A 25,054-nucleotide genomic window follows, 5' to 3' on the forward strand; every position below is an offset into this window, starting at 1 on the left:
ACCCGCTACGACAAACGCGCCCTCCACTACAAAGCCATGGTCACCATCGCCTGCCTACGACTCTGGCTGCCATGACTTTGCGGACACGACCTAGGACCAGGGGCGTGCGTCGAGGCGGAAACAGGGGTGGCGGGCGCGGTCGCCTGCGGGAATGGGGGGACGCGTGATCGGCCGTTCACCAGGCGATGTCGCGGGTACGGCGGTGCCGTCCCCCTCGGTGCTGCTGCGTGGCCACGGTCTGCGCGCCACCTCGAACCGCCGCCGGATTCTGGACCTCCTGGGGGCCCGGGACGCTCACCTGTCCGCGGCGGAGGTGCACGACGCGCTGCACCGGTCGGGTGAACGGGTGGATCCGGCGACCGTCTACCGCACCCTGGAAGTTCTGACCGAGGTCAGCCTGGCGCACGCGGTCGACGGGTCCGGGCCCAAGCGCTACGGCGGCGGGTCCGAGCCGCACCATCACGCCGTCTGCCGCGGGTGCGGGGCGGTGAAGGACCTGCCCCTCGGCGGCCTGGCCGAAGCGACCCGCCACATCGAGGAGTTGACCGGGCTGCGGCCCGACGCCTCCGGCGCGCTGCTCTTCCACGGGCTGTGCGGGGCCTGCTCGGTCTGACCGCCCAAGCCCGTCGCGCGCCTGCGCCTTGGGATGGTGCGCGGCCACGGTAAACAGGCGCGGCTGCACGTCGGTGGTGATGGTGGCGGCGAGATCCATGTGGCCTCGCGCCGCGCTGCCGGCGCGCATCTCCCAGTAGTGCTCCTCGCTCTCCCGCCGGGCGTAGTTGACGACGCGTACGCCGTGCTGGCCGGCGTGGAAGTTCGCACAGATGAAGCGGGGCTGGTGCCTCATCGACTCCTCGGTGGTGTGCGCGAGCAGGGCGATGGGCTCGTACTGCCGCTCGGGGGGGGCGACCGTGAACACGTTGATCGGCGTCGCCACGGTTCTGCTGCTGTCGATGGCCGCGGTGGTGGGCATGGGCGTCCCTTTTTCCGTCCTGGCGTGTCCTGGTGCCCTGCGTCCCGCGGTGACCAGGCGATCTGCCGGTAGCTCCTTATTGCACATATATTGCAAGTGCAGATGAAATGCAGAAGGAGGCTGGAGTGAGCGGACCGGTGGTGCTGGGGATCGAGTCGTCGTGCGACGAGACCGGCGCGGGCATCGTGCAGGACGGAAAGCTGCTGGCCCACGTGGTGGCGTCGAGCATGGACGAGCACGCCCGCTTCGGCGGCGTGGTCCCCGAGATCGCCTCGCGCGCACACCTCCAGGCGTTCACGCCGGTCGTGCGACAGGCCCTGTCCGAGGCCGGGCTGCGCCTCGGACAGATCGACGCGCTCGCCGTCACCACCGGCCCCGGGCTGTCGGGGGCCCTTCAGGTCGGGCTGGCAGGGGCGAAGACCCTTGCCTACGCGGCCGGGGTCCCGCTGTACGGCGTGCACCACCTGGCCGGACACGTCGCCGCCGACACTCTGGAGCACGGCCCGCTGCCCGAACCGTGCGTCGTCCTCATCGTCTCCGGCGGGCACACCTCCCTGCTCCTGGTCCGCGACCTGGTGCGCGAGCCGATCCTGCACCTGGGAGACACCCTCGACGACGCCGCCGGCGAATGCTTCGACAAAGTCGCCCGGATCCTCGGCCTGCCCTATCCGGGCGGCCCGGCCATCGACCGTGCCGCGAAGACGGGCAACCCGGACGCGGTCGCCTTCCCCCGCCCGCTGACCAAGGGCGGCGACGACCCGTACACGTTCTCCTTCTCCGGCCTGAAGACGGCTGCCGCCCGCTGGGTGGAACAGCACCGGCTGCGCGGCGCGGAGCCGTCGGTCGCCGATGGCGCTGCCGCGCTCCAGGAGGCGGTCGCGGACGTCCTCACCCGCAAAGCCGTGCGGGCCTGCCGCGACCACGACGTGCGCACGCTGATCGTCGTCGGGGGAGTGGCCGCGAACTCCCGGGTCCGCGCGCTGGCCGAACAGCGCTGTGCCGCGGCCGGAATCGAGCTGCGGGTGCCGCCGATGACGTTGTGCACGGACAACGGCGCGATGATCGCCGCGGTCGGGGACCTGCTGGTCCGCTCCGACGCCGAGCCGGCTCCGCTCGACGTGTCCATCGACCCGTCCGCGCCCCTGGAGTACGCCTCCCTGACTCCGCTCTCCGCGCCCGCGCCCCGGGCCGCCTGATGACCGCGGACGTGCACGTCGTCCCTGCTCAACGACTGCTCTCGTACGCGAACGGAGTGCGGGACGTCTACCGGGACGCTTTCGGACGGCCTCCCTGGAACGAGGACGCCGGGCGGGCCGACGCCTACCTGGACCGGCTCGACGGGGACGTGCACCGGCCCGGCTTCACGGCGGCGCTGGCCCTGGCCGGTGAGACGATAGTCGGCTGGGCCACCGCTTGGGACACCCCGAAACCCCTTCCCGCCGACCGCTGCTATCCGCAGGTCGCCGCCGCACTCGGGACTCAGCGAACGCAGGACTGGCTGTGCGGCGCCCGCGAGGTCGACGAACTGGCGGTCGCCGGCCACGCCCGCGGAACCGGCGTCGGCGCACGCCTCCTGCACGCGGTGACCGCGGACCGTACAGACGGCCGCTGCTGGCTGCTCACCGCGGCCCGCGCCACCGACACCCTCCGCTTCTATGAACGGGCCGGCTGGACGACCGCCACCCATCCCTCGCCCTCGGGCACGAGCCACGCGGCGTTGCTCGGCCCCAGGCATCCCGCCCGGCACCTCGCGCCCCGCCCTCTGTGATCACCGAAACTGTGGAGCACCACCCCATGCGTACCGCCGACATCCGTTCCCGATTCCTGGACTACTTCGCCGCGCGCCGCCACACGGTGGTGCCGAGCGCGCCGTTGCCCACCCCGGACCCGACGCTGCTGTTCGTCAACGCAGGCATGGTGCCGTTCAAGCCGTACCTGACGGGCGAGCAGGAGGCGCCGTGGCCGCGGGCGACCAGCGTGCAGAAGTGCGTGCGCACCCTGGACATCGAGGAAGTCGGCAGGACCACCCGGCACGGCTCGTTCTTCCAGATGAACGGCAACTTTTCGCTGGGCGACTACTTCAAGCACGAGGCCATCGCCTACGCCTGGGACCTGTCGACCACCGCCCAGGCGGAGGGCGGCTACGGTCTGGACCCGGACAAGATCTGGGTGACCGTTCACCATTCCGACGACGAGTCGCGGAGTATCTGGCGAGACGTCGTCGGCCTGCCCGATGCGCGGATCGTCGCGCGTGGCGACGAGGACAACTTCTGGTCGATGGGCGTGCCAGGCCCGTGCGGGCCGTGCTCGGAGCTGTACTACGACCGCGGCCCGGCGCTCGGCCGCGAAGGCGGACCGGCGGTCGACGAGGACCGCTACATGGAGTTCTGGAACCTCGTCTTCATGCAGTACGAGCGCGGCGAGGGCGTCGGCAAGTCGGGTTACCCGATCCTGGGCGAACTGCCGCGCCGCAACATCGACACCGGCATGGGCTTGGAGCGCATGGCCACCCTGCTCCAGGGCGTCGACAACCTCTACGAGATCGACGAGACCCGCCCCATCCTTGACCGGGCGGCCGATCTCGCCGCCGTCCGTTACGGCGTCGACGCCCAGGCCGATGTCCGCCTGCGCGTCGTCGCCGACCACGTCCGCACTGCCCTGATGCTGCTGGCCGACGGCACCAGCCCCGGCAACGAAGGCCGCGGCTACGTGCTTCGCCGGATCCTGCGCCGCGCGGTCCGCTCCATGCGCCAACTCGGCCACCAGGATCCCGTGTTGGGCGATCTGCTGGCGGTGGCCCGCGACTGCATGGCGCCCAGCTACCCAGAGGTGGCCGACGCGTACGCCCGCGTCGCCGACCAGGCGCAGGGCGAGGAGGACGCTTTCCGCGCGACCCTCAAGCAGGGCACCACCGTCCTGGACACCGCCGTCACCCAGGTGATGGAAGAGGGCGGCCGGACGTTGCCCGGCACCCAGGCGTTCCTGCTGCATGACACCTACGGCTTCCCCATCGACCTCACCCTGGAAATGGCCGCCGAACAAGGCGTCGAGGTCGACCGCGACGGCTTCACCGCCCTGATGAACGACCAGCGCGAGCGCGCCCGCGCCGACGCCCGCGCCCGCAAGTCCGGCGGCACCACCGACACCACGGCGCTGCGCGCCCTGCTGGATGCGCACGGGCCCACCGACTGGCAAGCCTGGTCCACCTTGACCACCGAATCCCGCGTCCTCGGCATCCTGGGCACGGCAGGCCCGGTTCCGGTCGCCCGAGAGGGCGAGATCGTCACCGTCGTCCTGGACCGCTCACCCTTCTACGCCGAATCCGGCGGTCAGGACAGCGACGCCGGTCGCCTCTCGTCGGCCCACGCGGAGGCCGAAGTCCTGGACGTGCAGCGTCCGCTGCCCGGCCTCGTCGCCCATCAAGTCCGCATCACCGCAGGCGAGCTGGCCCCCGACGACCACGTGGTCGCCGCGGTCGACCCGGAGTGGCGGCTCGGCGCCCGCCAGGCCCATTCCGGCACCCACGTCCTGCACGCCGCCCTGCGCGAGATCCTCGGTCCGACCGCGCTGCAGTCCGGCTCCTACAACCGGCCCGGCCACCTCCGCCTCGACTTCCCCTGGCGCGGAGCCCTGTCCCCGGCCGTGCGCAGCGAGATCGAGGAAGCCGCCAACCGGGCCCTGCGCAAGGACCTGCCCGTCGGCGTGCGTTGGATGACGCTGCCCGAGGCCAAGGAGATCGGCGCGCTCGCCCTGTTCGACGAGACCTACGGCGAGAAGGTCCGCGTCGTCGAGATCGGCGGTGCCTGGTCACGCGAACTGTGCGGCGGCACCCACGTCGAGCGCGCCTCCCAGATCGGCACCGTCGCCCTTACCGGCGAGTCCTCCGTCGGCGCCGGCATGCGCCGCCTGGAGGCGGCCGTCGGCATCGAGGGCTTCGACTACCTCGCGCGGGAACGAGACCTCGTCACCGCCCTCGCCGCACAGGTCGGCGCTCCCCGCGCCGAACTCCCGGAGAAGATCGCCGCACTCATCGACCGTCTCAAGACGACCGACCGGGAGAACGCCCGCCTCAAGGCGCAGGCCACCACCGCGCGCGCCCGGGAACTCGCCGGCACCGCGACCGACGTCAACGGCGTCCAGGTCGTCACCGTCACTGTCGAGGGAGGCGCGGAAGAGGCCCGCGCACTGGCCACGGCCGTCCGCGACCTCCTGCCCGCCGCCGTCCCCGTTGCGGTGGCAGTCGCCACGGCCAAGGGAGTCCTGGTCATCGGCCTGAACACGGCGGCTGGCGAACACGGCCTGGACGCCTCCGCACTGATCAAGGCACTCCTCGACGGACGAGGCGGCGGCTCCGCCGAACTCGCCCAGGGCGGCGGCCTGCCCACCGACCGCGTCACCGGGACGCTCGCCTCACTGCCCCGCCTCATCAGCGAACGCTGACGCACTCGCAGGCTGCGTCGGCCGCGCTCGGCGACTTCGCGCAGCGCAACCGACAGGCGGTCACGGGAACAGCCGTGCCCCCACCCGGGGCACCTCGGGGAGTGGGTCGATCGGCCGCACGACGGGGCGGGGCGACCGGCCGCGCCGACTGGAAACCGGGGCCATGTCCCGACAGGCGCCGGCGTCGTCCACGAACAGTGCGCCCTGAGGGGTGGTCCTGGTGGACAGGGCGGCGAAGCGGTCTCCGGTGCGCCGGCCCAACGAGCTTGCGGCCGCGCCGTGTTGGGCGCCGAGGACGCTGCTGTCGAGACGGGTCGCGTCGGTCGGCCGGGGCCAGGGACACCGGGACGAAGGTGCTCGCGGCCAGGCCGACGCGTTCTCCGTCCACTTCGGCGGCGAGGGCGACGACACCGGTGGGGAACTGCCCGAAGGCCTCGCGCAGCGTCCGCGGGTCGAGCGAGTGACCCGTCGGGGTGGCGATCGGGACGGCCACCCGCCACCGATCCGCGGAACATGCCCAGAAAGGCCGCCGCCGTCGAACGTGAACAGGGCCCCAGCACGACACACCACACCCGCTGCCACGGGGTCGTTCAGGGCAGCGAACTCAGGCGTGCCGTGGGAGAGGACGCCGACCTGTCGCCGCCGAAGGTGTCTTCTCTGCAGTCATCCGCCGTCCTCACACCGTCGTGAAGCCCGCCCCGGGCGAGGCGGAACACGATCATGCTCGGCGCCTCGCAACCCCGTGAACGAACGGAGTTGCGGCGACTGCAACATCGGGGATTACGTTGACTCAGGTGGTACGGAACGTGTCCAGGATGCGTTCCGCTGCCAGGGTCGCGGTGAGGGTGCCCTCGCGGACCTGTTGCTCCAGTTCGGGCGCCAGGCGGCGGACCGCCGGGTCGGTGTGCAGGCGGCTCAGCAGGTCGTCGCGGACCATCGTCCACGTCCAGTCGACCTGTTGGTCGCGGCGGCGATCGGCGAGCCGGCCGGAGGAGTCGAGGAGTAGGCGATGCTGCTCCAGGCGGTCCCAGAGCGTGTCGAGGCCCGTCCCCTCCCGTGCGCTGCAACTGAGTACCGGGGGCGTCCAGAAGGCGTCCTTGCCGTGCATCAGCCGCAGCGCGCCCGCGAGTTCCCGCGCGGCCGTCTGCGCGTCGCGTGCGTGCGGGCCGTCGGCCTTGTTGACGCTGATCACGTCGGCCAGTTCCAGGACGCCCTTCTTGATGCCCTGCAACTGGTCCCCGGTCCGGGCCAGGGTGAGCAGGAGGAAGGTGTCGACCATGTTGGCGACGGCCGTCTCCGACTGGCCGACGCCGACGGTCTCCACGAGCACCACGTCGTAGCCCGCGGCCTCCATGACGACGATCGACTCGCGCGTCGCCTTGGCGACACCGCCGAGCGTGCCGGACGTGGGGGAGGGGCGGACGAACGCCGCGGGGTCGACGGCGAGCCGCTCCATGCGCGTCTTGTCACCGAGGATCGAACCGCCCGTCCGGCTCGACGACGGGTCGACGGCGAGCACCGCCACCCGGTGCCCGAGCCCGGTGAGCATGGTGCCGAACGCGTCGATGAACGTCGACTTGCCCACCCCGGGCACACCGCTGACCCCGATCCGCCGGGACCGGCCGCTGTGCGGCAGCAGCTGGGTCAACAACTGCTGTGCCAGCTCCCGGTGTTGGGGCCGGGTGGACTCGACGAGGGTGATCGCGCGGGCGACGACCGCCCGCTTCCCGTCGAGCACACCCTTGACGTAGGTGTCGAGATCGATGGCCATGCGTGTCACCGGCTCACAGGTCGTCGTGCCCGAGCTCGCCTGCGAGCCGTGCCACGAGGTCGTACGCCGCGTCCGGGATGACCGTGCCGGGCGGGAACACCGCCGCCGCGCCCATCTCCAGCAGCGTCGGTACGTCGGTCGGCGGGATCACACCGCCCACGACGACCATGATGTCCTCGCGCCCCTCGTCGGCCAGCGCCTCGCGCAGCGCCGGCACGAGCGTGAGGTGGCCCGCGGCGAGCGAGGACACCCCGACGATGTGCACGTCCGCCTCGACCGCCTGGCGCGCCACCTCGGCCGGGGTCTGGAACAGCGGGCCGACGTCCACGTCGAAGCCGAGGTCGGCGAAGGCCGTCGCGATGACCTTCTGGCCGCGGTCGTGCCCGTCCTGGCCCATCTTGGCGACGAGGATGCGCGGCCGGCGCCCCTCCGCCTCGTCGAACGCGTCCACGCGGGCGCGGGTGCGGTCCACGTTCGGCGACTCGCCTGCTTCATTGCGGTACACACCGGAGATCGTACGGATCTGTCCGGCATGCCGCCCGTACACCTTCTCCAGGGCGTCGGAGATCTCGCCGACGGTGGCCTTCGCGCGCGCCGCGTTCACGGCGAGTTCCAGGAGGTTGCCCTCGCCCTCGGCGGCGCGGGTCAGGGCGGCCAGCGCGTCCCGGCAGGCCGTGTCGTCGCGCTCCTCGCGCAGCCGCCGCAGCTTCTCGACCTGCTGGGAGCGGACCGAGGAGTTGTCGACCTTGAGGACCTCGATCTCCTCGTCGCTGTCCACCCGGTACTTGTTCACCCCGATCACCGGCTGCCGACCGGAGTCGATTCGGGCCTGGGTGCGCGCCGCGGCCTCCTCGATGCGCAGCTTGGGGATGCCCGCGTCGATGGCCTTGGCCATGCCGCCCGCGTCCTCGACCTCCTGAATGTGTTGCCAGGCGCGCCGCGCCAGGTCGTACGTCAGCTTCTCCACGTACGCGCTGCCGCCCCACGGGTCGATCGACCGGGTCGTGCCGGACTCCTGCTGGAGGAGCAGCTGCGTGTTGCGGGCGATGCGCGCCGAGAAGTCGGTGGGCAGCGCGAGCGCCTCGTCGAGGGCGTTGGTGTGCAGCGACTGCGTGTGCCCCTGCGTCGCCGCCATCGCCTCCACGCACGTACGTGTCACGTTGTTGAACACGTCCTGCGCCGTCAGCGACCAGCCCGACGTCTGCGAATGGGTGCGCAGGGAAAGGGACTTGGCGTTCTTCGGGTCGAACTGCTTGACCAGCTTCGCCCACAGCAGGCGGGCGGCACGGAGCTTGGCGACCTCCATGAAGAAGTTCATGCCGATGGCCCAGAAGAAGCTCAGCCGCGGCGCGAACGCGTCCACGTCCAGCCCCGCCTCACGCCCCGCCCGGATGTACTCGACGCCGTCCGCGAGGGTGTACGCCAGCTCCAGGTCGGCCGTCGCGCCCGCCTCCTGGATGTGGTACCCGGAGATGGAGATCGAGTTGTAGCGCGGCATGCGCTGCGAGGTGTACGCGAAGATGTCGGAGATGATCCGCATCGACGGCTTCGGCGGGTAGATGTAGGTGTTGCGGACCATGAACTCCTTGAGGATGTCGTTCTGAATGGTCCCGGCCAGCTTCTCGGGCGGTACACCCTGCTCCTCCGCCGCCACGATGTACAGCGCGAGCACCGGCAGCACGGCGCCGTTCATGGTCATCGAGACGGTCATCCTGTCGAGCGGGATGCCGTCGAAGAGCTGGCGCATGTCGTAGATGGAGTCGATGGCGACGCCCGCCATGCCGACATCGCCGGTGACCCGCGGGTGATCGCTGTCGTAGCCCCGGTGCGTCGGCAGGTCGAACGCGACGGACAGGCCCTTCTGACCCGCCGCGAGGTTGCGCCGGTAGAAGGCGTTGGACTCCGCCGCCGTGGAGAAGCCGGCGTACTGGCGGATGGTCCACGGCTGGTTCACGTACATCGTCGGGTACGGTCCGCGCAGATACGGCTCCACACCCGGATACGTGCCCAGGAAGTCCAGGCCCTCCAGGTCCTGCCCGGTGTACAGCGGCTGCACCGTGATGCCCTCGGGGGTCTCCCACAGCAGGTCGTCGCCGCCCGCGGCCTTCTTGAGTGCCGCACGCCACTCGTCGGCGCTCCCGCCCGCCGCGGACGGGGTTCCCAGCGCGATCGACGAGAAGTCGGGGATGGACATCAGGACACTCCCATACGGTCGAGCGTGGCGGTGAGGACGGCCACGGCGTCGCAGCCGGCGTGGACGTGGTCGTCGATCCCCGCCCGGGTTCCGGGGCGGCCCGCGAGGAACACCCGGCTCGCGCCCGCCTCGCGCAGCGTCCGCGCGGCGGCCTCGGCCTGCTCCTCGTACACCGTGTCGCTGGAGCACAGGCAGGCCTCCGACGCCCCGCTCTCCTCGAACGTGCCCTCGGTGACCGGCTCGATGCCGCCCGCCTGGAACAGGTTGGCGGCGAAGGACAGGCGGGCGGTGTGCGCGGCGGCCGGTCCGAGGGCTGCCAGATACACGCGGGGGCGGGCGCCGGTCGCGGCCAGGTGCGCGTCGGAACGGGCCCGCAGCGCCTCGAACGCCTCGTCGCGACGCACCCGGGGCAGGCCGCCGCCGCGGGTGGCGGGCGCCGACTCGCGTGCCACGGGCTTCTCGGCGAGGTTCGGGAACTCGCTCACACCGGTGACCGGTTCACGTCGTGTGGCCAGCTTCTTGCTCCGCGCGCTCCAGGTGGCGGCCAGCCGGTCGCCGATCAGGCCCGAGCGCAGCGCCGCCGCCTGGCCGCCGGCCCGCTCGATCTCCTGGAAGAAGTCCCAGCCGACGTGCGCGAGTTCGTCCGTCAGACGCTCCACGTACCAGGAGCCGCCCGCGGGGTCGACGACCCGGGTGAGGTGGGACTCCTCGATGAGGATGGTCGAGGTGTTGCGGGCGATGCGGCGGGCGAACGCGTCCGGCAGCCCCAGTGCGTGATCGAAGGGCAGCACCGTCACGGAGTCCGCCCCGGCCACCCCGGCGGCCAGCGACGCCACCGTGGTGCGCAGCATGTTCACCCACGGATCGCGCCGGCTCATCATCACCGGCGACGTCACCGCGTGCTGCGGCTGCGCACCCGAGGCCGGAGCCCCGCACGCCTCGGCGACCCGTGCCCACAGGCGCCGCGCGGCACGGAACTTGGCGATGGTGAGGAACTGGTCGGCCGTCGCGGCGTACCGGAACTCCAGCTGGTGCAGGGCGTGTTGCATGCTCAGTCCCGCGTCCGTCAGGGTCCGCAGGTAGGCGACGCCGGTCGAGAGAGATGCGCCGAGTTCCTGGGCGGCCGACCCGCCGGCCTCGTGGTACGGCAGCGCGTCCACGGTCAGCGCGCGCAGCCCCGGGTACGACTCGGCGCAGCTGCCGGCCAGTTCGATGGCGGGCGCCACGTCGACAGCGGCTCCCGAGCGGGCCTCGTGCCCCAGCGGGTCGGCGCCCAGATTGCCGCGTACGGCGTCGGGGGCGACGCCACGCGTGTCGTAGAGTCGCAGCAGCTCCCGCGCGGCGTCGTCGTACTCGGCTCCCGCGTCGAGGACGACGGGGGCCAGATCGAGGTGGACGCCGTCGAGCGCGGACGCCAGCGCAGTGACCGGGAAGCGTGTCGCGTCGCCCGTGGTCAGCCACAGCGACGTGACACCGTTCTCCAGGTCGGCGAGTACCGTCGCGGAGTCGGCGACCGTGTGCTGCTGCCGTACGTCCCAGCCGCCGGCCGTGTTCCCCTCGGCGCGGCCGCCGCGTACGAACGGCGCGAATCCGGGCAGGCCGGGGTCGGGCGCGTCGCTGTCGGCTGTGTACAGGGGCGGGACAAGCAACCCGTCCTCAAGTGCGGTGGACAGGGTGCCCTCCGCCTCGGCGGCCGATACTTCCTTGCCCGACTTGCGCAGGACACCCGCCACCAGGTGCTGCCATTGCTCAAGGGTCGCGTCAGGGAACTCGGCTGCCAGGGAGAGCCCGTCGTCAGGCAGGACCGTCATGCTCGGATGCTAGGTCAGGAGGGTGCCGAGCGGGACGGGACGCGAGTGTGACCTTCTTTACCTTGCCCGTGAGGCGTCGACACCCTAGCGACCGGGCGCGGACGCCCTGGCGGCCGGCCACGACGGACTCTTGACCGCACCCCGTCTTGGCCGTGCACACGACACGCACTGTCCGAGGGATTCGACGACAGCACGACGGAAGCCGGTGAGAGTCCGGCACGGTCGCGCCACTGTAAACGGAGGCCTTCGGGTGCTCCGTGAGTCAGACCCGTGGCTGTCGTTCCACGCACCACCGATATGGGACGCGAACTCCCGAAGGAGGCCTTGCGCGATGGCGCAACACGTCGCCCAGCCGACCGCCACCACCCCCGTCGTTCCGGCCAAGCTGCCGCTGAAGGCCATCGCCCCTTGGGCGATCTTCTTCGGCGTCCTGATGCTGGTCCTGTTGTACTTCGTCGGCGCCGAACAGGGCGCCACCTCCGTGTTCAGCGGAGCGGACGTTCACGAATGGGTGCACGACGCCCGTCACCTGCTCGGCTTCCCCTGCCACTGAGAACACAGAGGAACGTCGCGCTCTCATGAACTCAACCACCGTACGCAACCTGCTCGTTCGCGGAATGCTCGCCGGTCTCGCGGCCGGCGTGCTCGCCCTCGTCATCTCCTACTGGCTCGGCGAGCCGATGGTCGACAAGGCCATCGGATTCGAGGAGGCGCACGCCGGCCACTCGCACGGCGACGAGGTCGAACTCGTCTCCCGCGGCCTCCAGTCGACGGCCGGACTCGCCACCGGCGTCCTCGTCTACGGCGTCGCCTTCGGCGGCATCGCGGCACTCGCCTACTGCTTCGCGCTCGGTCGTGTGGGCCGCTTCGGCCCCCGCGCGACCGCGCTGCTGCTGTCGGGCTGTGCGCTGCTCGCCGTGTACGTCGTACCGTTCCTGAAGTACCCGGCCAACCCGCCCGCCGTCGGCAACTCCGACACCATCGGCAAACGGACCACCCTGTACTTCCTGATGATGGTGCTCAGCATCCTCCTCGCGGTCGCGGCCACCATCCTCGGCAAGCGACTCGCACCCCGCATGGGCAACTGGTGGGCCGCCGTGGTCGCCGTCCTCGCCTTCGCCGTGGTCGTCGGTCTGGCCTTCCAGTTCCTGCCCGTGATCAACGAGGTGCCCGAGCACTTCCCGGCTGCTGTGCTCTGGCGCTTCCGACTCTCCGCCCTCGCCATCCAGCTCACGCTGTGGACGGGATTCGGACTGATCTTCGGCGAGTTTGCCGAGCGGCTGCTCAATCCCAAGCCTGCCACGGCAGGCCAGGCGGTGCCGGCAGGGAACTGACCAGCCGGCCGAGCACGCGGATCGAGGCAGAAATGAGGGCCCACGGAACCATCCGGGGGCCCTCACTCGTTTACCCCGGCACCACTGGTCCGGCGACGAAGCGAGGAGCCGAGTGGGCAGACAGATGCAGCCCCGACACATCGTCCTCGGCGGCCGGGAGGCCGTCGCACTCACCGTGGAGGAGTACGAGCAACTCGTCGCGAGCCGAAGGCAGATTCGGCGGCCAGAGCGCCAAGGTGCGCGTCCTTGCCCAGCAGGCGAAACGGACGCAGCGCCTCCTTGAGGAGCTTGAGGAACTGGCGGGGGACTGCGCCGAGGGCTCCTGTGCCGTGTCACCATCAGGAGCGCGGAGCGGCATCGCGGCCGACTGCCCGCGTTGCGCCCTCGCGGCGCTGCTGAGCCGCTTCCGCGACGGCACCTACTGAGGAAGCGGGCCGACGGAAGCTCGGGGCTGGGCGAGGGGTCGGCCGCAGCGCACGTTCCAGCGCCCGTCGCGCCCGCTCAGTTCGGTGACTGTCAGCGGTGTCACGTCGCAGCGCCAGAACGCCGACAGCGGTGCGCCCAGGGCGTGTACGACGGCGGCGCGCGTCAACTCCGGCTCCACGACGGCGATCACGAGACCGCCGTCAGTGGCCATCGCGTCGAGCCAGCGCGACACCCGCGCGCACACGGCGGCCACCGATTCCCCGCCTCCGGCGGGGAAAGCGGGGTCCCCGAGCCACTGGGCGACATCCTGCGGTGCTGTCTCGCTCACCTCGGCCAAGGTCCGGCCGCGCCAGTTGCCCGTGTCCGGTGCGGCCAACTCGTCCGGCGCGACGGGCGAACCGAGGCCCAGCAGCTCGGCGGTCTCACGGCAGCGTCGGCTCCCGGACACAACGGCCAGGGCAGGCTTCGGCAGCGCACAGGCCGCGGCACCGGCGGCCTCGCGGCCCGCGGCGTCCAGCGGGGCCCCGTCGTCGAACCGGGCCTGCCGCAGCGAGGCGTTCATGGCGGGCGAGACGAACCAGACGCGTTGGGTCATGGTGGGGTCCTTCCGGCATACGGGAGGTGCGATGGGGCGGGCCTCCGGACAGGAGACCGGACTGGAAATCAGAATCCCTGCCCCTCGACCGGATACGGCACGTGCGTGCGCCGGTCCGCGTCGATCGACAGGCGTCCGCCGGCCGGCGGACGCGCCCGCTGGGCTCGAAGAGGCTCGCGCCCGCGAAGAATCCGTCCTCGTGTCCGTCGAGGCCTCAAGGACCGGATCGGTGCGCTCACGATCGGCCGCAGCGAGCCGTTCCAGGAAGTCGGCCACATCGCTGAGTGCTCTCCGCAGTGACTGCATACGCGCTCCCTGGGCCCCCAGCTGCCTGCGCAGGGCGAGGAGGGACTCGTACTGCTTGACCGGTACGGCGATCATGGGTTTTCCGTTGACGACTACGGTCGTCGGCTCTTGCTTCACGACTGTCCCCCTGCTTCGTGAAAGGCGCTCGGGTGCGGCGGTGGGGGCGCCGGCGCCCTGTGCGACCGGCGCCCCCACCGCAATGCGTCAGGCCGGGTCGAGGTCCGCTCGCACGGTTCGTGCGGCGGACACCAGGTTCTCCAGGGAGGCCCGGGTCTCGGTCCAGCCGCGGGTCTTCAGGCCGCAGTCCGGGTTGACCCACAGGCGCTCGGCGGGAATGGCCTCAAGTCCCTTGCGCAGCAGGGTGGATACCTCCTCGGCGTTCGGGATGCGGGGGGAGTGGATGTCGTAGACACCCGGCCCGGCCTCGCGCGGGTAGCCGTGCTCGGCCAGCTCGCGGGCGACCTGCATGTGTGAGCGGGCGGCCTCCAGGCTGATGACATCGGCGTCGAGGTCGTCGATGGCCTGGACGATGTCGCCGAACTCGGCATAGCACATGTGCGTGTGGATCTGGGTCTCCGGCCGCACCCCCGTCGTCGACAGCCGGAACGCCTCGGTCGCCCACTCCAGGTACGCGGCGTGGTCCGCGGCGCGCAGCGGCAGGGTCTCGCGCAGTGCCGGCTCGTCGACCTGGATGATCGAAGTGCCGTTCGCCTCAAGGTCGTTGACCTCGTCGCGCAGGGCCAGGGCGACCTGGCGTGCGGTGTCGCCGAGCGGCTGGTCGTCGCGGACGAAGGACCAGGCGAGCATGGTGACCGGGCCGGTGAGCATGCCCTTGACCGGGCGGTCCGACAGCGACTGGGCGTACGAGGTCCAGCGCACCGTCATCGGTTCGGGGCGGGAGATGTCCCCGGCCAGGACCGGCGGGCGGACGTAGCGGGTGCCGTAGGACTGCACCCATCCGTGCTGCGTGGCCAGGTAGCCGGTGAGCTGTTCGGCGAAGTACTGCACCATGTCGTTGCGCTCGGCCTCGCCGTGCACGAGGACGTCGATGCCGGTCTTCTCCTGGAAGGAGACGACGTCGCGGATCTCGTTCCTGATGCGCCCCTCGTAGCCGGCCGTGTCGATGCGGCCGGTGCGCAGGTCGGCCCGGGCGGTGCGCAACTCGGTGGTCTGCGGGAACGAGCCGATGGTCGTGGTCGGCAGCAGCGGCAGTCCCAGGTGGACGCGCTGGGCCGTCGCCCGCTCCGGGTACGCCTGGGCGCGACGGGTGTCGGACTCCGTGACGGCGGCGGCACGGGCGCGCACCGCCGGGTCGCGGGTGATCGGCGACGTGGCGCGGGAGGACAGCGCGGCCCGGTTGACCGCCAGGTCGGCGGTGATCGAGTCCGTGCCCTGGGCGAGGCCCTTGGCGAGGGCGACGATCTCGGCGGTCTTCTGGCGGGCGAAGGCCAGCCAGCGCAGGATCTGCGGGTCGACGTCCTTCTCCAGGGCGGCGTCCAGCGGCACGTGCAGCAGGGAGCAGGAGGCTGCGACGTCGACGCGGTCGGCGAGGCCGAGGAGGGTGCCGAGCGTGGCGAGGGACTTCTCCAGGTCGTTGACCCAGATGTTGCGCCCGTTGACGACACCGGCGACCAGCCGCTTGCCGGACAGACCGCCGACGGCGGCGAGCGCGCCGAGGTTGGCGGCCGCGGCGTCGGTGAAGTCGAGGGCGAGGCCGTCGACGGGCGCCTTGGCGAGCACCGGAAGGGCATCGCCGAGCCGGTCGAAGTAGGAGGCCACAAGGAGCTTCGGCCGGTCGGTCGCGGTACCGAGGTCGCGGTAGGCGCGCTCGGCGGCGTTGAGCTCGGCCGCGGTACGGTCCTGGACCAGGGCGGGCTCGTCGAGCTGCACCCACTCGGCACCGGCGGCACGCAGGTCCGCGAGGACCTCGGCGTACACGGGCAGCAGCCGGTCCAGCAGCGTCAGCGGGTCGAAGTCCGTGGCGACGCCCGGCGCCGGCTTCGACAGCAGGAGGTACGTGACCGGGCCCACCAGAACCGGTCGGGCGGTGAGGCCCTCGGCGAGGGCCTCCTTCAGCTCGGCGACCTGCTTGGTGGAGTCGGCGGTGAACACCGTGTCCGGACCCAACTCGGGCACCAGGTAGTGGTAGTTGGTGTCGAACCACTTGGTCATCTCCAGCGGCGCCACGTCCTGGGTGCCGCGGGCCATCGCGAAGTACCCGTCGAGGGCGTCGGCAGCGACGGCGGCCTGGTGGCGTTCCGGGATCGCACCGACCATGACGGTGGTGTCGAGGACGTGGTCGTAGTAGGAGAAGTCACCGGTGGGGACCTCGTCGATGCCGGCCGCCGCCATTTCCTGACGGTTGGTGCGGCGCAGTTCGGCGGCGGTGGTACGCAGGGCGTCGGCGGTGATGCGGCCCTTCCAGTACCCCTCGATCGCCTTCTTCAGCTCTCGGTTCTGGCCCTGGCGCGGGTAGCCGTACACGGTGGCCCGTGCTGCCGCGGCTGCGGTCTTGGTGGTCACGGAGTTCTCCTTCGAGAGACGTATCCCTGGGATCCCGAAGACCCGAGCGCGCGAAGGAGCGACAGAAACGGCGGTACGACCTCGCGCGGCAAAGGCGCGATCGTTCGCCGGATATGTACGCCGACCCGCCCTCGAGGTCACCGGAATGTCCGTGCGCGCGTCGTACGCGCACGGGCAGATGGCAGGTCTTCGGACTCGCGGGCGCGTCCTCCTGTCATGGAGGACATCTACTGGCCGTCGCTTCCCAGGCCCTGTCTGTCGGACCCAGTGCGTATGACGGCGGTCGTTCCCACTCACCGCTGCGGGGCAGTCCCGGATTCCCACCGGGTTCCCTCTTGCGACGCATCCCGCCTGGCGGACGGGGCGAACCAGCTGCAGCGCTCACCCTACGGGCCGGTGGCGGAGAGTGGCCAGATGGTCCGGATTCCGGACGGTGAGATGGGCCACCTGAGAGCTGGACGGCCGAAAGCCCGTGGGGCGTGGACCGGCGTCGTGCGCCGACCCACGCCCCACGGGCTCAACCGTCGCCGTCCCTCATTCCGGCGGCGGTACCCGGGCCCCTCAGCCCCGGTGGTTCTCGGTGGCCACCTGCTCGTAGACATGGAAGCCCCGCCCGGTCTTCCGCCCCAACAGGCCTGCCTCCACCATGCGTTGGAGCAGTGGCGGCGGTGCGTACAGCGGCTCCTTGAACTCCTCGTAGAGCGATTCGGCGATCGCGGCGACGGTGTCGAGCCCGATCAGGTCGGCGAGCCGCAGCGGTCCCATGGGATGTGCGCAGCCGAGCTCCATGCCGTGGTCGACGTCGGCCGGTGTCGCGAAGCCGGACTCCGTCATACGGATCGCCGACAGGAGGTACGGGACGAGCAGCGCGTTGACGACGAACCCGGCGCGGTCACGGGAGCGCACCACGGTCTTGCCGAGTGTCCCCGTGGCGAAGTGCTCCACCAGCGCGGCGGTCCCGGCCGAGGTGTGCAGCGATGTGACGACCTCGACCAGGGGCAGGGCCGGCACCGGATTGAAGAAGTGCAGTCCGACGACGCGGTCGGCGCGCCCGGTCGCCATGCCGAGGCGCATGACGGGGATCGAGGAGGTGTTGGTGGCGAGCACGGCGGCCGGATCCTCGACGATCTTGTCGAGAGCGGCGAACAGTTCCGTCTTGTCGTCGGTGTTCTCGACGATCGCCTCGATGACGAGTTGCCGGTCGGCAAGATCGTCCAGTTCCCCGGTGAACGTCGTCCGGCCGAGTGCGCCCTGCGCCTGCGCGGCTGTGCACTTGCCCCGGTCGACCGCCTTGCCGAGCGAGGCCGTGATGCGGTCGCGGGTGCGCTGTACGGCTGTGGCGTCGGCCTCGCACACGATCGTGTCGATGCCGGCCCGGGCGCAGACCTCGGCGATGCCCGCGCCCATCTGGCCGCCTCCGACGACTCCCATACGGTTCACGTCGATGGTCATGACTGCCGCTCCGTGGTCCGCACGAGGTGGCGCGTGTAGGCGTCGGGCGTGAAGAAGAGGGGGAGTTCGGTGGCGAGCGCGGTGCGCTCGAAGAGCGCACGGATCTCGTCGAGGGGAGCGAAGGGGAACTCGGCCACGAGAGCGGAGAGTTCCTCTTCGAGGAGAGCGAGGACCGTCTCCCGGTCGACCTGCCGGTGGCGCAGCCACTGCCAGACCTGGACGCGGGCGATCTCGGCGGTGGCGGCGTCCTCCATGAGACCGTCCAGTGCGACCGCGCCCTGTCCGCGCAGCCAGGCGGCGAAGTAGCGGACCGCGACCGAGACGTTGGTGCGCACACCCTGGGGTGTCGGTGGACCGCTCACCTTGCGGACCGCGAGCAGCTGCGAGGGTGTCACCTCCACGTCCTCGCGGGTCCGGCTCAGCTGGTGCGGCTCGTCACCGAGCACGCCGTCGAAGACCTCCCGGCACAGCGGGACCAGCGCCGGGTGCGCGACCCAGGATCCGTCGAAGCCGTCCTCGGCCTCGCGCTCCTTGTCCAGGCGGACCTTCGCCCACGCGGCCTCGTTGGCCTCGGGGTCCTTGCTCGGCACCTGTGCCGCCATCCCGCCGATGGCGTGGGCGCCGCGCTTGTGGCAGGTGCGGACGAGGAGTTCGGTGTACGCCCGCATGAAAGGCGCGGTCATGGTGACCCGGGCGCGGTCCGGCAGCAAGAAGTCGCTCCGGTGGCCGAAGGTCTTGATGACGCTGAAGAGGTAGTCCCAGCGTCCCGCGTTCAGCCCGGCGCTGTGCTCGCGCAGTTCGTACAGCATCTCCTCCATCTCGAACGCCGCTGTGATCGTCTCGATGAGGACCGTGGCCCGGACCGTGCCGTGCGGGATGCCGAGGAGGTCCTGGGCGAGGACGAAAATGTCGTTCCACAGCCGCGCCTCCTCGCGGTTCTCCAGCTTGGGCAGGTAGAAGTACGGGCCGTGTCCCGCGTCGATCTGCCGCTGCGCGCAGTGGAAGAAGTACAGGCCGAAGTCGACGAGCGCGGCCGGCACCGGGCGGCCGTCGACCTCCAGGTGCTCCTCGTCGAGGTGCCAGCCGCGGGGGCGGACCACGATCGTCGCCAGGGGCCGATCGGTGGCAAGCCGGTACACCTTGCCCGCCTCGGTGGTGAAGTCGATGCGCCGCTCGATCGCGTCCAGCAGGTTGAGCTGCCCGCCTATCACGTTGTCCCAGGTCGGTGCCGTGGCGTCCGCGAAGTCGGCGAGCCAGACCCTCGCTCCGGAGTTGAGCGCGTTGACGGTCATCCGGCGCTCGGGCGGTCCCGTGATCTCCACGCGCCGGTCGGCGAGACCGGGAGCCGGAGGCGCGACCCGCCAGTGCGCGTCCTCACGGATCCGCCGCGTCACCATCGAGAAGTCGAGCGGGTATCCCTCGGCGAGCCGCAGCGCCCGGCGCCGACGCTCCTTGAGCAGGCGTTCGCGGTCCGAGGCGAAGGTTCGGGCGAGCGTACCGATGAAGTCGAGCGCGGCGGGAGTGAGGATCTCGTCGTGGCGGTCGCCCGGAGCGGCGAGCACCTGAACGGGCCTGGCGATGAGCTGCGGGGACATCGGATCTCCTGAGGGAGGGAGGAGGCGAAGGTACGAGGACTGGGAGGAGCGGGTTGCACAATGCGGGGATGGATCACACAGTCATGAAGGTCGTCGCGGCGGCCGTCGTCGAGAACGGAAAACTGCTCGTCGTGAGCAAACGGGCGGCGCCGGACGTCTACTTCGTTCCGGGCGGCAAGCCCGAGCCGGGCGAAGAACCGGAAGAGACGCTGGTGCGGGAGTTGCGCGAGGAACTGGGCGTCGAGCCGGGTCGGCTCGAACCGCTCACGGTGGTGGAGGAGAGGGCGGCTTTGGAGGGCGTACCGATGCGGTTGACGGTCTTCACCACGACGCTCATCGGCGATCCGGTCCCCGCGGCCGAACTGTCCGCCCTGCGCTGGACCGACGGGCGGGAAGCGGGACTCAGGCTCGCCCCCGCCGTCGAACACCATCTGCTGCCGCTGCTGCGCGACCTGGGCAGGATGGAGCGGCTCGCCGGGTGAGGGCGCTCACCGGGTGACCGAGGAGACCCGGTGAGGCGCACCGCCCGCCACGTCCTAGTGGAACTGCTCGGCCTCGGTGGACCCGGTCAGAGCGGTGGTGGAGGAGGCGGGGTTGATCGCCGTCGAGACCTGGTCGAAGTAGCCGGTGCCGACCTCGCGCTGGTGCTTCACGGCGGTGAATCCGTGTTCCTGCGCGGCGAACTCCCGCTCCTGCAGGTCGACATAGGCGGTCATGCCGTGTTCGGCGTAGCCGCGCGCGAGGTCGAACATGCCGTGGTTGAGGGAGTGGAAGCCGGCGAGAGTGATGAACTGGAAGCGGTAGCCCATCGCGGCCAGCTCCCGCTGGAACTTGGCGATCTGGTCGTCGTCCAGGGCGGCTTTCCAGTTGAAGGAGGGCGAGCAGTTGTACGCGAGCATCTGGTCCGGGTGCTCGGCGTGGATGGCCTCGGCGAACTCGCGGGCCTGCGCCAGGTCCGGGGTGCCGGTCTCCACCCAGATGAGGTCGGAGTACGGGGCGTAGGCGAGGCCGCGGGCGATGACGGGGGCCATGCCGTTGCGGACGCGGTAGAAGCCCTCGGCCGTGCGCTCGCCGGTGACGAACCCGGCGTCGCGCTCGTCGACGTCGCTGGTCAGCAGGTTCGCCGCGAGCGCGTCCGTGCGGGCGACGATCAGTGTCGGCACGTCGGCGATGTCGGCGGCCAGTCGGGCCGCGTTGAGGGTGCGGATGTGCTGGGAGGTCGGCACGAGCACCTTGCCGCCGAGGTGGCCGCACTTCTTCTCGGAGGCGAGCTGGTCCTCGTAGTGGATGCCGGCGGCGCCCGCCGCGATCATCGCCTTGGTGAGTTCGAAGGCGTTGAGCGGGCCGCCGAACCCGGCCTCCGCGTCGGCGACGATCGGGGCCAGCCAGTCGATCGAGTCGTCGCCCTCGCTGGTGGCGATCTGGTCGGCGCGCAGCAGCGCGTTGTTGATCCGGCGGACCACCTGGGGAACGGAGTTGGCCGGGTACAGGGACTGGTCGGGGTAGGTGTGGCCGGCGAGGTTGGCGTCGGCGGCGACCTGCCAGCCGGACAGGTAGATGGCCTGCAGGCCGGCCTTCACCTGCTGCACGGCCTGACCGCCGGTGAGCGCGCCGAGGGAGTGGATGTAGTCCTGCTCGTGCAGTTGGCGCCACAGGCGCTCGGCGCCGCGCCGGGCCAGGGTCGCCTCTTCGCGGACGCTCCCGGAGAGGCGGATCACGTCCTGGGCGCTGTAGGTGCGGTCGATGCCCTTCCAGCGCGGGTCGGTGGCCCAGCGGCGGGTGAGTTCCTCGGCTGCCTGTGTGCGTGTGTCGGTTGCCATGACGGTCACCGTCTCCTCGGTCGTTCGTCTGCGAAGTCAGTCATCACCACGGCACTCGCCGCTTGTGCGGCGGCACTGTGTGTCGTGTGATGGGGTGCGGCCCGCCGGTCCCTTGTGCTGCAGAGCGGAGCAATCCTTGCGCAGACCTGTCGGCATGGGATGCGACCGGTGCCGGGATCTCCGACGTCAGGGCATTGGTCGTGCCCCGGTTTCCGGTTCGCACCCGCCGTGGTCCGGTGGGCCGCACTCAGACTCTGGCACTGGCACTGAGTGCCATCAAGCATGGCTGGATGCCAACTTCTGCGAATCTTCCGGTGCTGATTTGCCAAGCTTGCGAAGGGTTCATTCGCGTCGCGGTCACGTACGCTGAGCCGTCCCGGAGGGGAGGGCCATCACCATGGGAAAGACGTATGCGGGTGCGCGGCTGCGGCGGCTGCGCGACGAGCGGGGCTTCAGCCAGGCCGAACTGGCCCGCACGCTCGGGATCTCACCCAGCTACCTGAACCAGATGGAGCACGACGCGCGGCCGCTCACGGTGCAGGTGCTGCTGCGCCTGACCGAGGTGTTCGGTGTCGACCCGGGCTTCTTCTCCGAGCGCGACACCGGCCGCCTGGTGGCGGACCTCAGGGAGGCGCTGGCCGCCGAGATCGACGCGGCACGGGTCGGCGCGACCGACCTCACCGAGCTCGCCTCGCGGATGCCGGAGGTCGCGCAGGTCCTGCTCGACCTCGGCCGCCGCAACCAGCGCCTGGCCGAGCTGGTCGGGGGACACGACGGCCGTGACCCGCGGGGCCTCGACGCCCCGCGCTCCCCGCACGAGGAGATCCGCGAGTACTTCTACCGCCGCCAGAACTACCTCCACGAGATCGACACCGCCGCGGAAGAGGTCGCCGCCTCCGTCGGTATCCGTCCTGGAGAAGTGCTCAGTGCGCTCGCGGCCCGCCTGGAAGACCGGCACGGCACACGCCTCAGCACCGAGTCCGGCGACAGCCTCCACCGTTACGACCACACGACGCGCACCCTGCACCTGTCGCCGCGACTGCGCCCGGGCCAGCGCGCGTTCCGTATGGCCACCCAACTCGCCCTGCTGGAGCACGCGGACGACCTGGACCGGCAGGCGGCCGAGGACTTCGTCCCGGGCATACCGGCCCACTCGCTGGCCCGCATCGGCATCGCCAACTACTTCGCCGCCGCGCTCATCCTCCCGTACCGCGACTTCCACGCGGCGGCCGAGGCGGTGCGCTACGACATCGAACGCCTCACCGACCGCTACGGGCTCGGCTACGAGACGGTCTGCCACCGCCTCAGCACCCTCCAGCGACCTCGGCTGCGCGGTGTCCCCTTCTCCTTCATGCGCGTCGACCGGGCGGGCAACGTGTCCAAACGGCAGTCGGCCACGGGCTTCCATTTCTCGCGCGCGGGCGGCACCTGCCCGCTGTGGAACGTCTACGAGGCGTTCGCCGCGCCCGGCCGCATCCACGTCCAACTGGCCGAAATGCCGGACGGAAAACGGTACTTGTGGACCGCCCGCGCCGTCACCCGGCACCGGGGCGGCTGGGGCGAACCCGGCAAGACCTTCGCGATCGGCCTCGGCTGCGAACTGCGTCACGCGCACCGGCTGGTCTACTCCGACGGTCTCGACCTCGGCCGCAGCGCCGCCGCGACCCCGATCGGGATGGGCTGCCGCGTCTGCGAACGCCTCGAATGCCCGCAGCGGGCCGCGCCGCCGCTGGGGCGGCCGCTGCGGATCGACCAGCACTCCAGCACCTTCGTGCCCTATCCCGTGGCACACGACGACTCGCAGGCCCCGCACCCTCAATGACCGCCGAAGGATGCACGGGCCCCACCGGACCGACGGGCTCGCCGCCGCATACGTCACAATGGGCGCACGAGGCGACGGGGACCAGGAAGCCGGTGTGAATCCGGCGCGGTCCCGCCACTGTGACCGGGAAGCGGTCCTCCCGCATGCCACTGCCCGCGCGAGCGGACGGGAAGGCGGAGGCGAGCGATGATCCGGGAGCCAGGAGACTGACCCGTCGCCGGTCCAGCAGCAGGGGCGAGGACACCCCGGAGAGGATCGATGTGACGACGCATGCCTGTACAGAAGCGGGAAGAGGCCCCGAGCCCGGCAGGCGCGGGGTACTGGCCGCCGCAGGTGCCCTGGCTCTCGGCGGAGCCGGGCTGCTCACCGGGTGCGGTGGTGACACCGAGGACGGGTGCGGCGGCGACCGGTTCCGTGCCGCGTTCACCTCCGGCGGCTCCCAGGAGACCCTCGACCCGCACGTCGCACCGAACTTCGTCGACCAGGCCCGCGCCAAGGCCCTCTACGACACGCTCGGCACGTACGCGGACGACATGTCGGTCCGCAAGCGGCTCGCCGAGTCCTGGGAGTCCAACGCCTCCGGCACCCGCTGGCACATACGCCTGCGCGAGGCGCGCTTCCACGACGTGAAGCCGGTCACCGCCAAGGACGTCCTCTACAGCTACCGGCGCGCCGCCGACCCGAAGACCGGCTCGCCCTCGCAGGTGCTGCTCTCCGCGATCGACTTCGACGCCAGCAAGGCCGACGGCACGCAAGCAGCGCCGGCAACTCCGCCTCGGGCCGGGTCAGCTTGAGTTCGACGGTATGGGCCCCGATGGCACGGGAACGCTTCAGGTCGATGATGGACAGCGAGTTCTTCGCCAGCCGCTCGGAACTCTTCGGATCGAGGATGCGGGAGAGCGAGAACAGCACGTCCTCCGCCTCGAAGGCGTGACCGTCGTGGAAGCGGGCCGGGCGCAACTGGAAGCGCCAGACGGTGAGATCGGCGTTCGCCTCCCAGCTCTTCGCGAGCCGTGGCACCGGACGCAGTGTGTCGCCCAGCTCGACCAGTTTGTCGAAGACCGCCTTGCAGCGCGCCTGGTCGATGAACTGCCGTCCCACGTGCGGATCGAGCGTCTCCTTGGCGCCGAACCCCGGGAACACCGCCCGTATGGTCCCGCCGCGCCGCGCCTCGGCTTCGACGACGACTGGTCCGCGGACGCACCGCAGCCGGAGAGCAGCGCCGTCCCGACGGCCACGCCTCCCGCCAGCGACAGCACCGCGCGGCGGCTCCGTGAAGCAGCGACCGTCCGGTCCACTACGACCCTCACCCCTTAATGCACGTCATGTGCAATAACGGAATCATGGCAGATGGTGTAGGTGCCGGAAGAGGGGGTGTCATCACCAGGACGTCCTCACTCCGTCGCGGCGACGACGCTGGGCTTCTGGCTGAGGGCGGGCGCCGAGGCGCAGCTGGGGGTGCGCCCGGTCCTGGCCGCCGGCGACCGGGATGCCCCGGCCCGTGCCGTCGCGTCCCAACTGGCCATCGACACGGTCCACGCGGCCTGCTTGCCCGAGGACAGGGCCGCGCTCGTCGCCGTGCTCAAGGCCGAGGGGCGCCGGGTGGCGGTCGTCGGTGACGGTGTGAACGACGCGGCGGCGCTCGCCTCGGCGGACCTGGGGATCGCGATGGGGGCGGGCGCGGGCGCGGCGATCGGCGCCGCGGACGTGACCCTGGTGCGCGGCGACATCGAGGCACTGGCCGACGCCGTCCGCCTGTCCCGCACGACGCTCGCCACCATCCGCGCCAACCTGGTCCGGGCGTTCGGCTACAACGCCGCCACTGTCCCGCTGGCCATGGTCAGTCTGCTCAACCCGATGCTCGCCGCGGCGGCGATGTCGGTCAGCTCGGTGCTTGTCGTCGCCAACAGCCTGCGGCTGAGAGCCTGGCAGCCCGCTCCGGTCCGTTCGCGGGGGCCCCGGCGCGGCGAGAGGAGCGCCTGGTGACGGTCT

19 protein-coding genes, 2 pseudogenes and 3 riboswitches are annotated in these 25,054 nt (G+C 71.1%); of the genes and pseudogenes, 12 read left to right on the forward strand and 9 right to left on the reverse strand.

Features of this window, described 5'->3' with window-relative positions; all coding sequences use genetic code 11:
• Positions 1–151: 151 nt before the first annotated feature.
• The 4 genes from ACIA8D_RS27495 (at position 152) to alaS (ending at position 5,413) form a co-directional block, all read left to right on the forward strand.
• Positions 152–613 (forward strand): Fur family transcriptional regulator, encoded by a 462-nt coding sequence (locus ACIA8D_RS27495; RefSeq protein ID WP_399236362.1) that lies wholly within the window; start codon positions 152–154, stop codon positions 611–613.
• Positions 614–1,110: 497 nt separating this feature from the next.
• Positions 1,111–2,169 (forward strand): tRNA (adenosine(37)-N6)-threonylcarbamoyltransferase complex transferase subunit TsaD, encoded by a 1,059-nt coding sequence (gene tsaD / locus ACIA8D_RS27500; RefSeq protein ID WP_399236558.1) that lies wholly within the window; start codon positions 1,111–1,113, stop codon positions 2,167–2,169.
• Complete coding sequence (locus ACIA8D_RS27505; protein WP_399236364.1) at positions 2,169–2,741, forward strand: GNAT family N-acetyltransferase; 573 nt, start codon at positions 2,169–2,171, stop codon at positions 2,739–2,741. The genes tsaD and ACIA8D_RS27505 overlap by 1 nt, the downstream gene beginning before the upstream one ends.
• A 26-nt stretch (positions 2,742–2,767) precedes the next feature.
• A complete protein-coding gene (gene alaS, locus ACIA8D_RS27510) occupies positions 2,768–5,413 on the forward strand; it encodes an alanine--tRNA ligase (RefSeq protein WP_399236366.1) in 2,646 nt (881 codons plus the stop codon).
• Between the two features lie 790 nt (positions 5,414–6,203).
• Here the strand turns inward: alaS and meaB are convergent.
• From meaB to ACIA8D_RS27525, 3 genes are read right to left on the reverse strand one after another with little or no spacing between them, the layout of a single operon-like run.
• Positions 6,204–7,184, reverse strand: coding sequence for a methylmalonyl Co-A mutase-associated GTPase MeaB (gene meaB, locus ACIA8D_RS27515; protein WP_399236368.1), 981 nt, complete (start codon positions 7,182–7,184; stop codon positions 6,204–6,206).
• 13 nt (positions 7,185–7,197) lie between these two features.
• Entirely contained in the window at positions 7,198–9,378 is a 2,181-nt protein-coding gene (scpA, locus tag ACIA8D_RS27520) for a methylmalonyl-CoA mutase (RefSeq protein ID WP_399236370.1), read from the reverse strand.
• Positions 9,378–11,189 (reverse strand): methylmalonyl-CoA mutase family protein, encoded by a 1,812-nt coding sequence (locus ACIA8D_RS27525; protein WP_399236372.1) that lies wholly within the window; start codon positions 11,187–11,189, stop codon positions 9,378–9,380. Before ACIA8D_RS27525 ends, scpA begins: the two co-directional genes overlap by 1 nt.
• 197 nt (positions 11,190–11,386) lie before the next feature.
• Positions 11,387–11,457: riboswitch (cobalamin riboswitch) on the forward strand.
• A gap of 63 nt (positions 11,458–11,520) precedes the next feature.
• Here ACIA8D_RS27525 and ACIA8D_RS27530 point away from each other — a divergent pair.
• The 3 genes from ACIA8D_RS27530 (at position 11,521) to ACIA8D_RS27540 (ending at position 12,948) form a co-directional block, all read left to right on the forward strand.
• The gene (locus ACIA8D_RS27530) at positions 11,521–11,742 is read left to right on the forward strand and encodes a CbtB-domain containing protein (protein WP_399236374.1); all 222 of its coding nucleotides are present in this window, start codon (positions 11,521–11,523) and stop codon (positions 11,740–11,742) included.
• A 25-nt stretch (positions 11,743–11,767) separates the two neighbouring features.
• Positions 11,768–12,523 (forward strand): CbtA family protein, encoded by a 756-nt coding sequence (locus ACIA8D_RS27535; protein ID WP_399236376.1) that lies wholly within the window; start codon positions 11,768–11,770, stop codon positions 12,521–12,523.
• A 236-nt stretch (positions 12,524–12,759) separates the two neighbouring features.
• On the forward strand, positions 12,760–12,948 hold the full coding sequence (locus ACIA8D_RS27540) for a hypothetical protein (protein ID WP_399236378.1): 189 nt from the start codon (positions 12,760–12,762) through the stop codon (positions 12,946–12,948).
• On the opposite strand, the gene ACIA8D_RS27545 is transcribed toward ACIA8D_RS27540, so the two are convergent.
• The 4 genes from ACIA8D_RS27545 to aceB form a co-directional block, all read right to left on the reverse strand.
• Entirely contained in the window at positions 12,942–13,544 is a 603-nt protein-coding gene (locus tag ACIA8D_RS27545) for a histidine phosphatase family protein (protein WP_399236380.1), read from the reverse strand. The genes ACIA8D_RS27540 and ACIA8D_RS27545 overlap by 7 nt on opposite strands.
• A gap of 510 nt (positions 13,545–14,054) precedes the next feature.
• Positions 14,055–16,373, reverse strand: coding sequence for a 5-methyltetrahydropteroyltriglutamate--homocysteine S-methyltransferase (metE, locus tag ACIA8D_RS27550; RefSeq protein WP_399236381.1), 2,319 nt, complete (start codon positions 16,371–16,373; stop codon positions 14,055–14,057).
• 162 nt (positions 16,374–16,535) lie between these two features.
• Positions 16,536–16,761: riboswitch (cobalamin riboswitch) on the reverse strand.
• Positions 16,762–16,934: 173 nt separating this feature from the next.
• Complete coding sequence (locus ACIA8D_RS27555; RefSeq protein WP_399236383.1) at positions 16,935–17,825, reverse strand: 3-hydroxybutyryl-CoA dehydrogenase; 891 nt, start codon at positions 17,823–17,825, stop codon at positions 16,935–16,937.
• Complete coding sequence (gene aceB / locus ACIA8D_RS27560; protein ID WP_399236385.1) at positions 17,822–19,420, reverse strand: malate synthase A; 1,599 nt, start codon at positions 19,418–19,420, stop codon at positions 17,822–17,824. Before aceB ends, ACIA8D_RS27555 begins: the two co-directional genes overlap by 4 nt.
• 68 nt (positions 19,421–19,488) lie before the next feature.
• On the opposite strand from aceB, the gene ACIA8D_RS27565 reads away from it, so the two are divergent.
• Entirely contained in the window at positions 19,489–19,902 is a 414-nt protein-coding gene (locus tag ACIA8D_RS27565) for an NUDIX domain-containing protein (RefSeq protein WP_399236386.1), read from the forward strand.
• Between the two features lie 54 nt (positions 19,903–19,956).
• Here ACIA8D_RS27565 and aceA read toward each other — a convergent pair whose 3' ends face one another.
• Positions 19,957–21,240 carry an isocitrate lyase gene (aceA, locus tag ACIA8D_RS27570; protein ID WP_399236388.1) on the reverse strand — a complete coding sequence of 428 codons (1,284 nt, stop codon included), beginning with the start codon at positions 21,238–21,240 and terminating at the stop codon, positions 19,957–19,959.
• A gap of 397 nt (positions 21,241–21,637) precedes the next feature.
• Here aceA and ACIA8D_RS27575 point away from each other — a divergent pair, with 397 nt between their 5' ends.
• On the forward strand, positions 21,638–23,062 hold the full coding sequence (locus ACIA8D_RS27575; RefSeq protein ID WP_399236390.1) for a short-chain fatty acyl-CoA regulator family protein: 1,425 nt from the start codon (positions 21,638–21,640) through the stop codon (positions 23,060–23,062).
• Positions 23,063–23,142: 80 nt separating this feature from the next.
• Positions 23,143–23,271: riboswitch (cobalamin riboswitch) on the forward strand.
• A gap of 51 nt (positions 23,272–23,322) precedes the next feature.
• On the forward strand, positions 23,323–23,856 hold the full coding sequence (locus tag ACIA8D_RS27580) for an ABC transporter substrate-binding protein (RefSeq protein ID WP_399236391.1): 534 nt from the start codon (positions 23,323–23,325) through the stop codon (positions 23,854–23,856).
• Between the two features lie 16 nt (positions 23,857–23,872).
• Here the strand turns inward: ACIA8D_RS27580 and ACIA8D_RS27585 are convergent.
• Positions 23,873–24,082 (reverse strand): annotated as a pseudogene (locus tag ACIA8D_RS27585) (ABC transporter substrate-binding protein); the annotation flags it as partial.
• On the opposite strand from ACIA8D_RS27585, the gene ACIA8D_RS27590 reads away from it, so the two are divergent.
• A complete protein-coding gene (locus ACIA8D_RS27590; RefSeq protein ID WP_399236564.1) occupies positions 23,993–24,379 on the forward strand; it encodes a hypothetical protein in 387 nt (128 codons plus the stop codon). The pseudogene ACIA8D_RS27585 and the gene ACIA8D_RS27590 sit on opposite strands and share 90 nt — an antisense overlap.
• A 132-nt stretch (positions 24,380–24,511) precedes the next feature.
• A pseudogene (locus ACIA8D_RS27595) lies at positions 24,512–25,048 on the forward strand (HAD-IC family P-type ATPase); the annotation flags it as partial.
• Positions 25,049–25,054 lie beyond the last annotated feature (6 nt).

This window comes from Streptomyces sp. NPDC051684, from assembly GCF_044453445.1.
Lineage (GTDB): Bacteria > Actinomycetota > Actinomycetes > Streptomycetales > Streptomycetaceae > Streptomyces.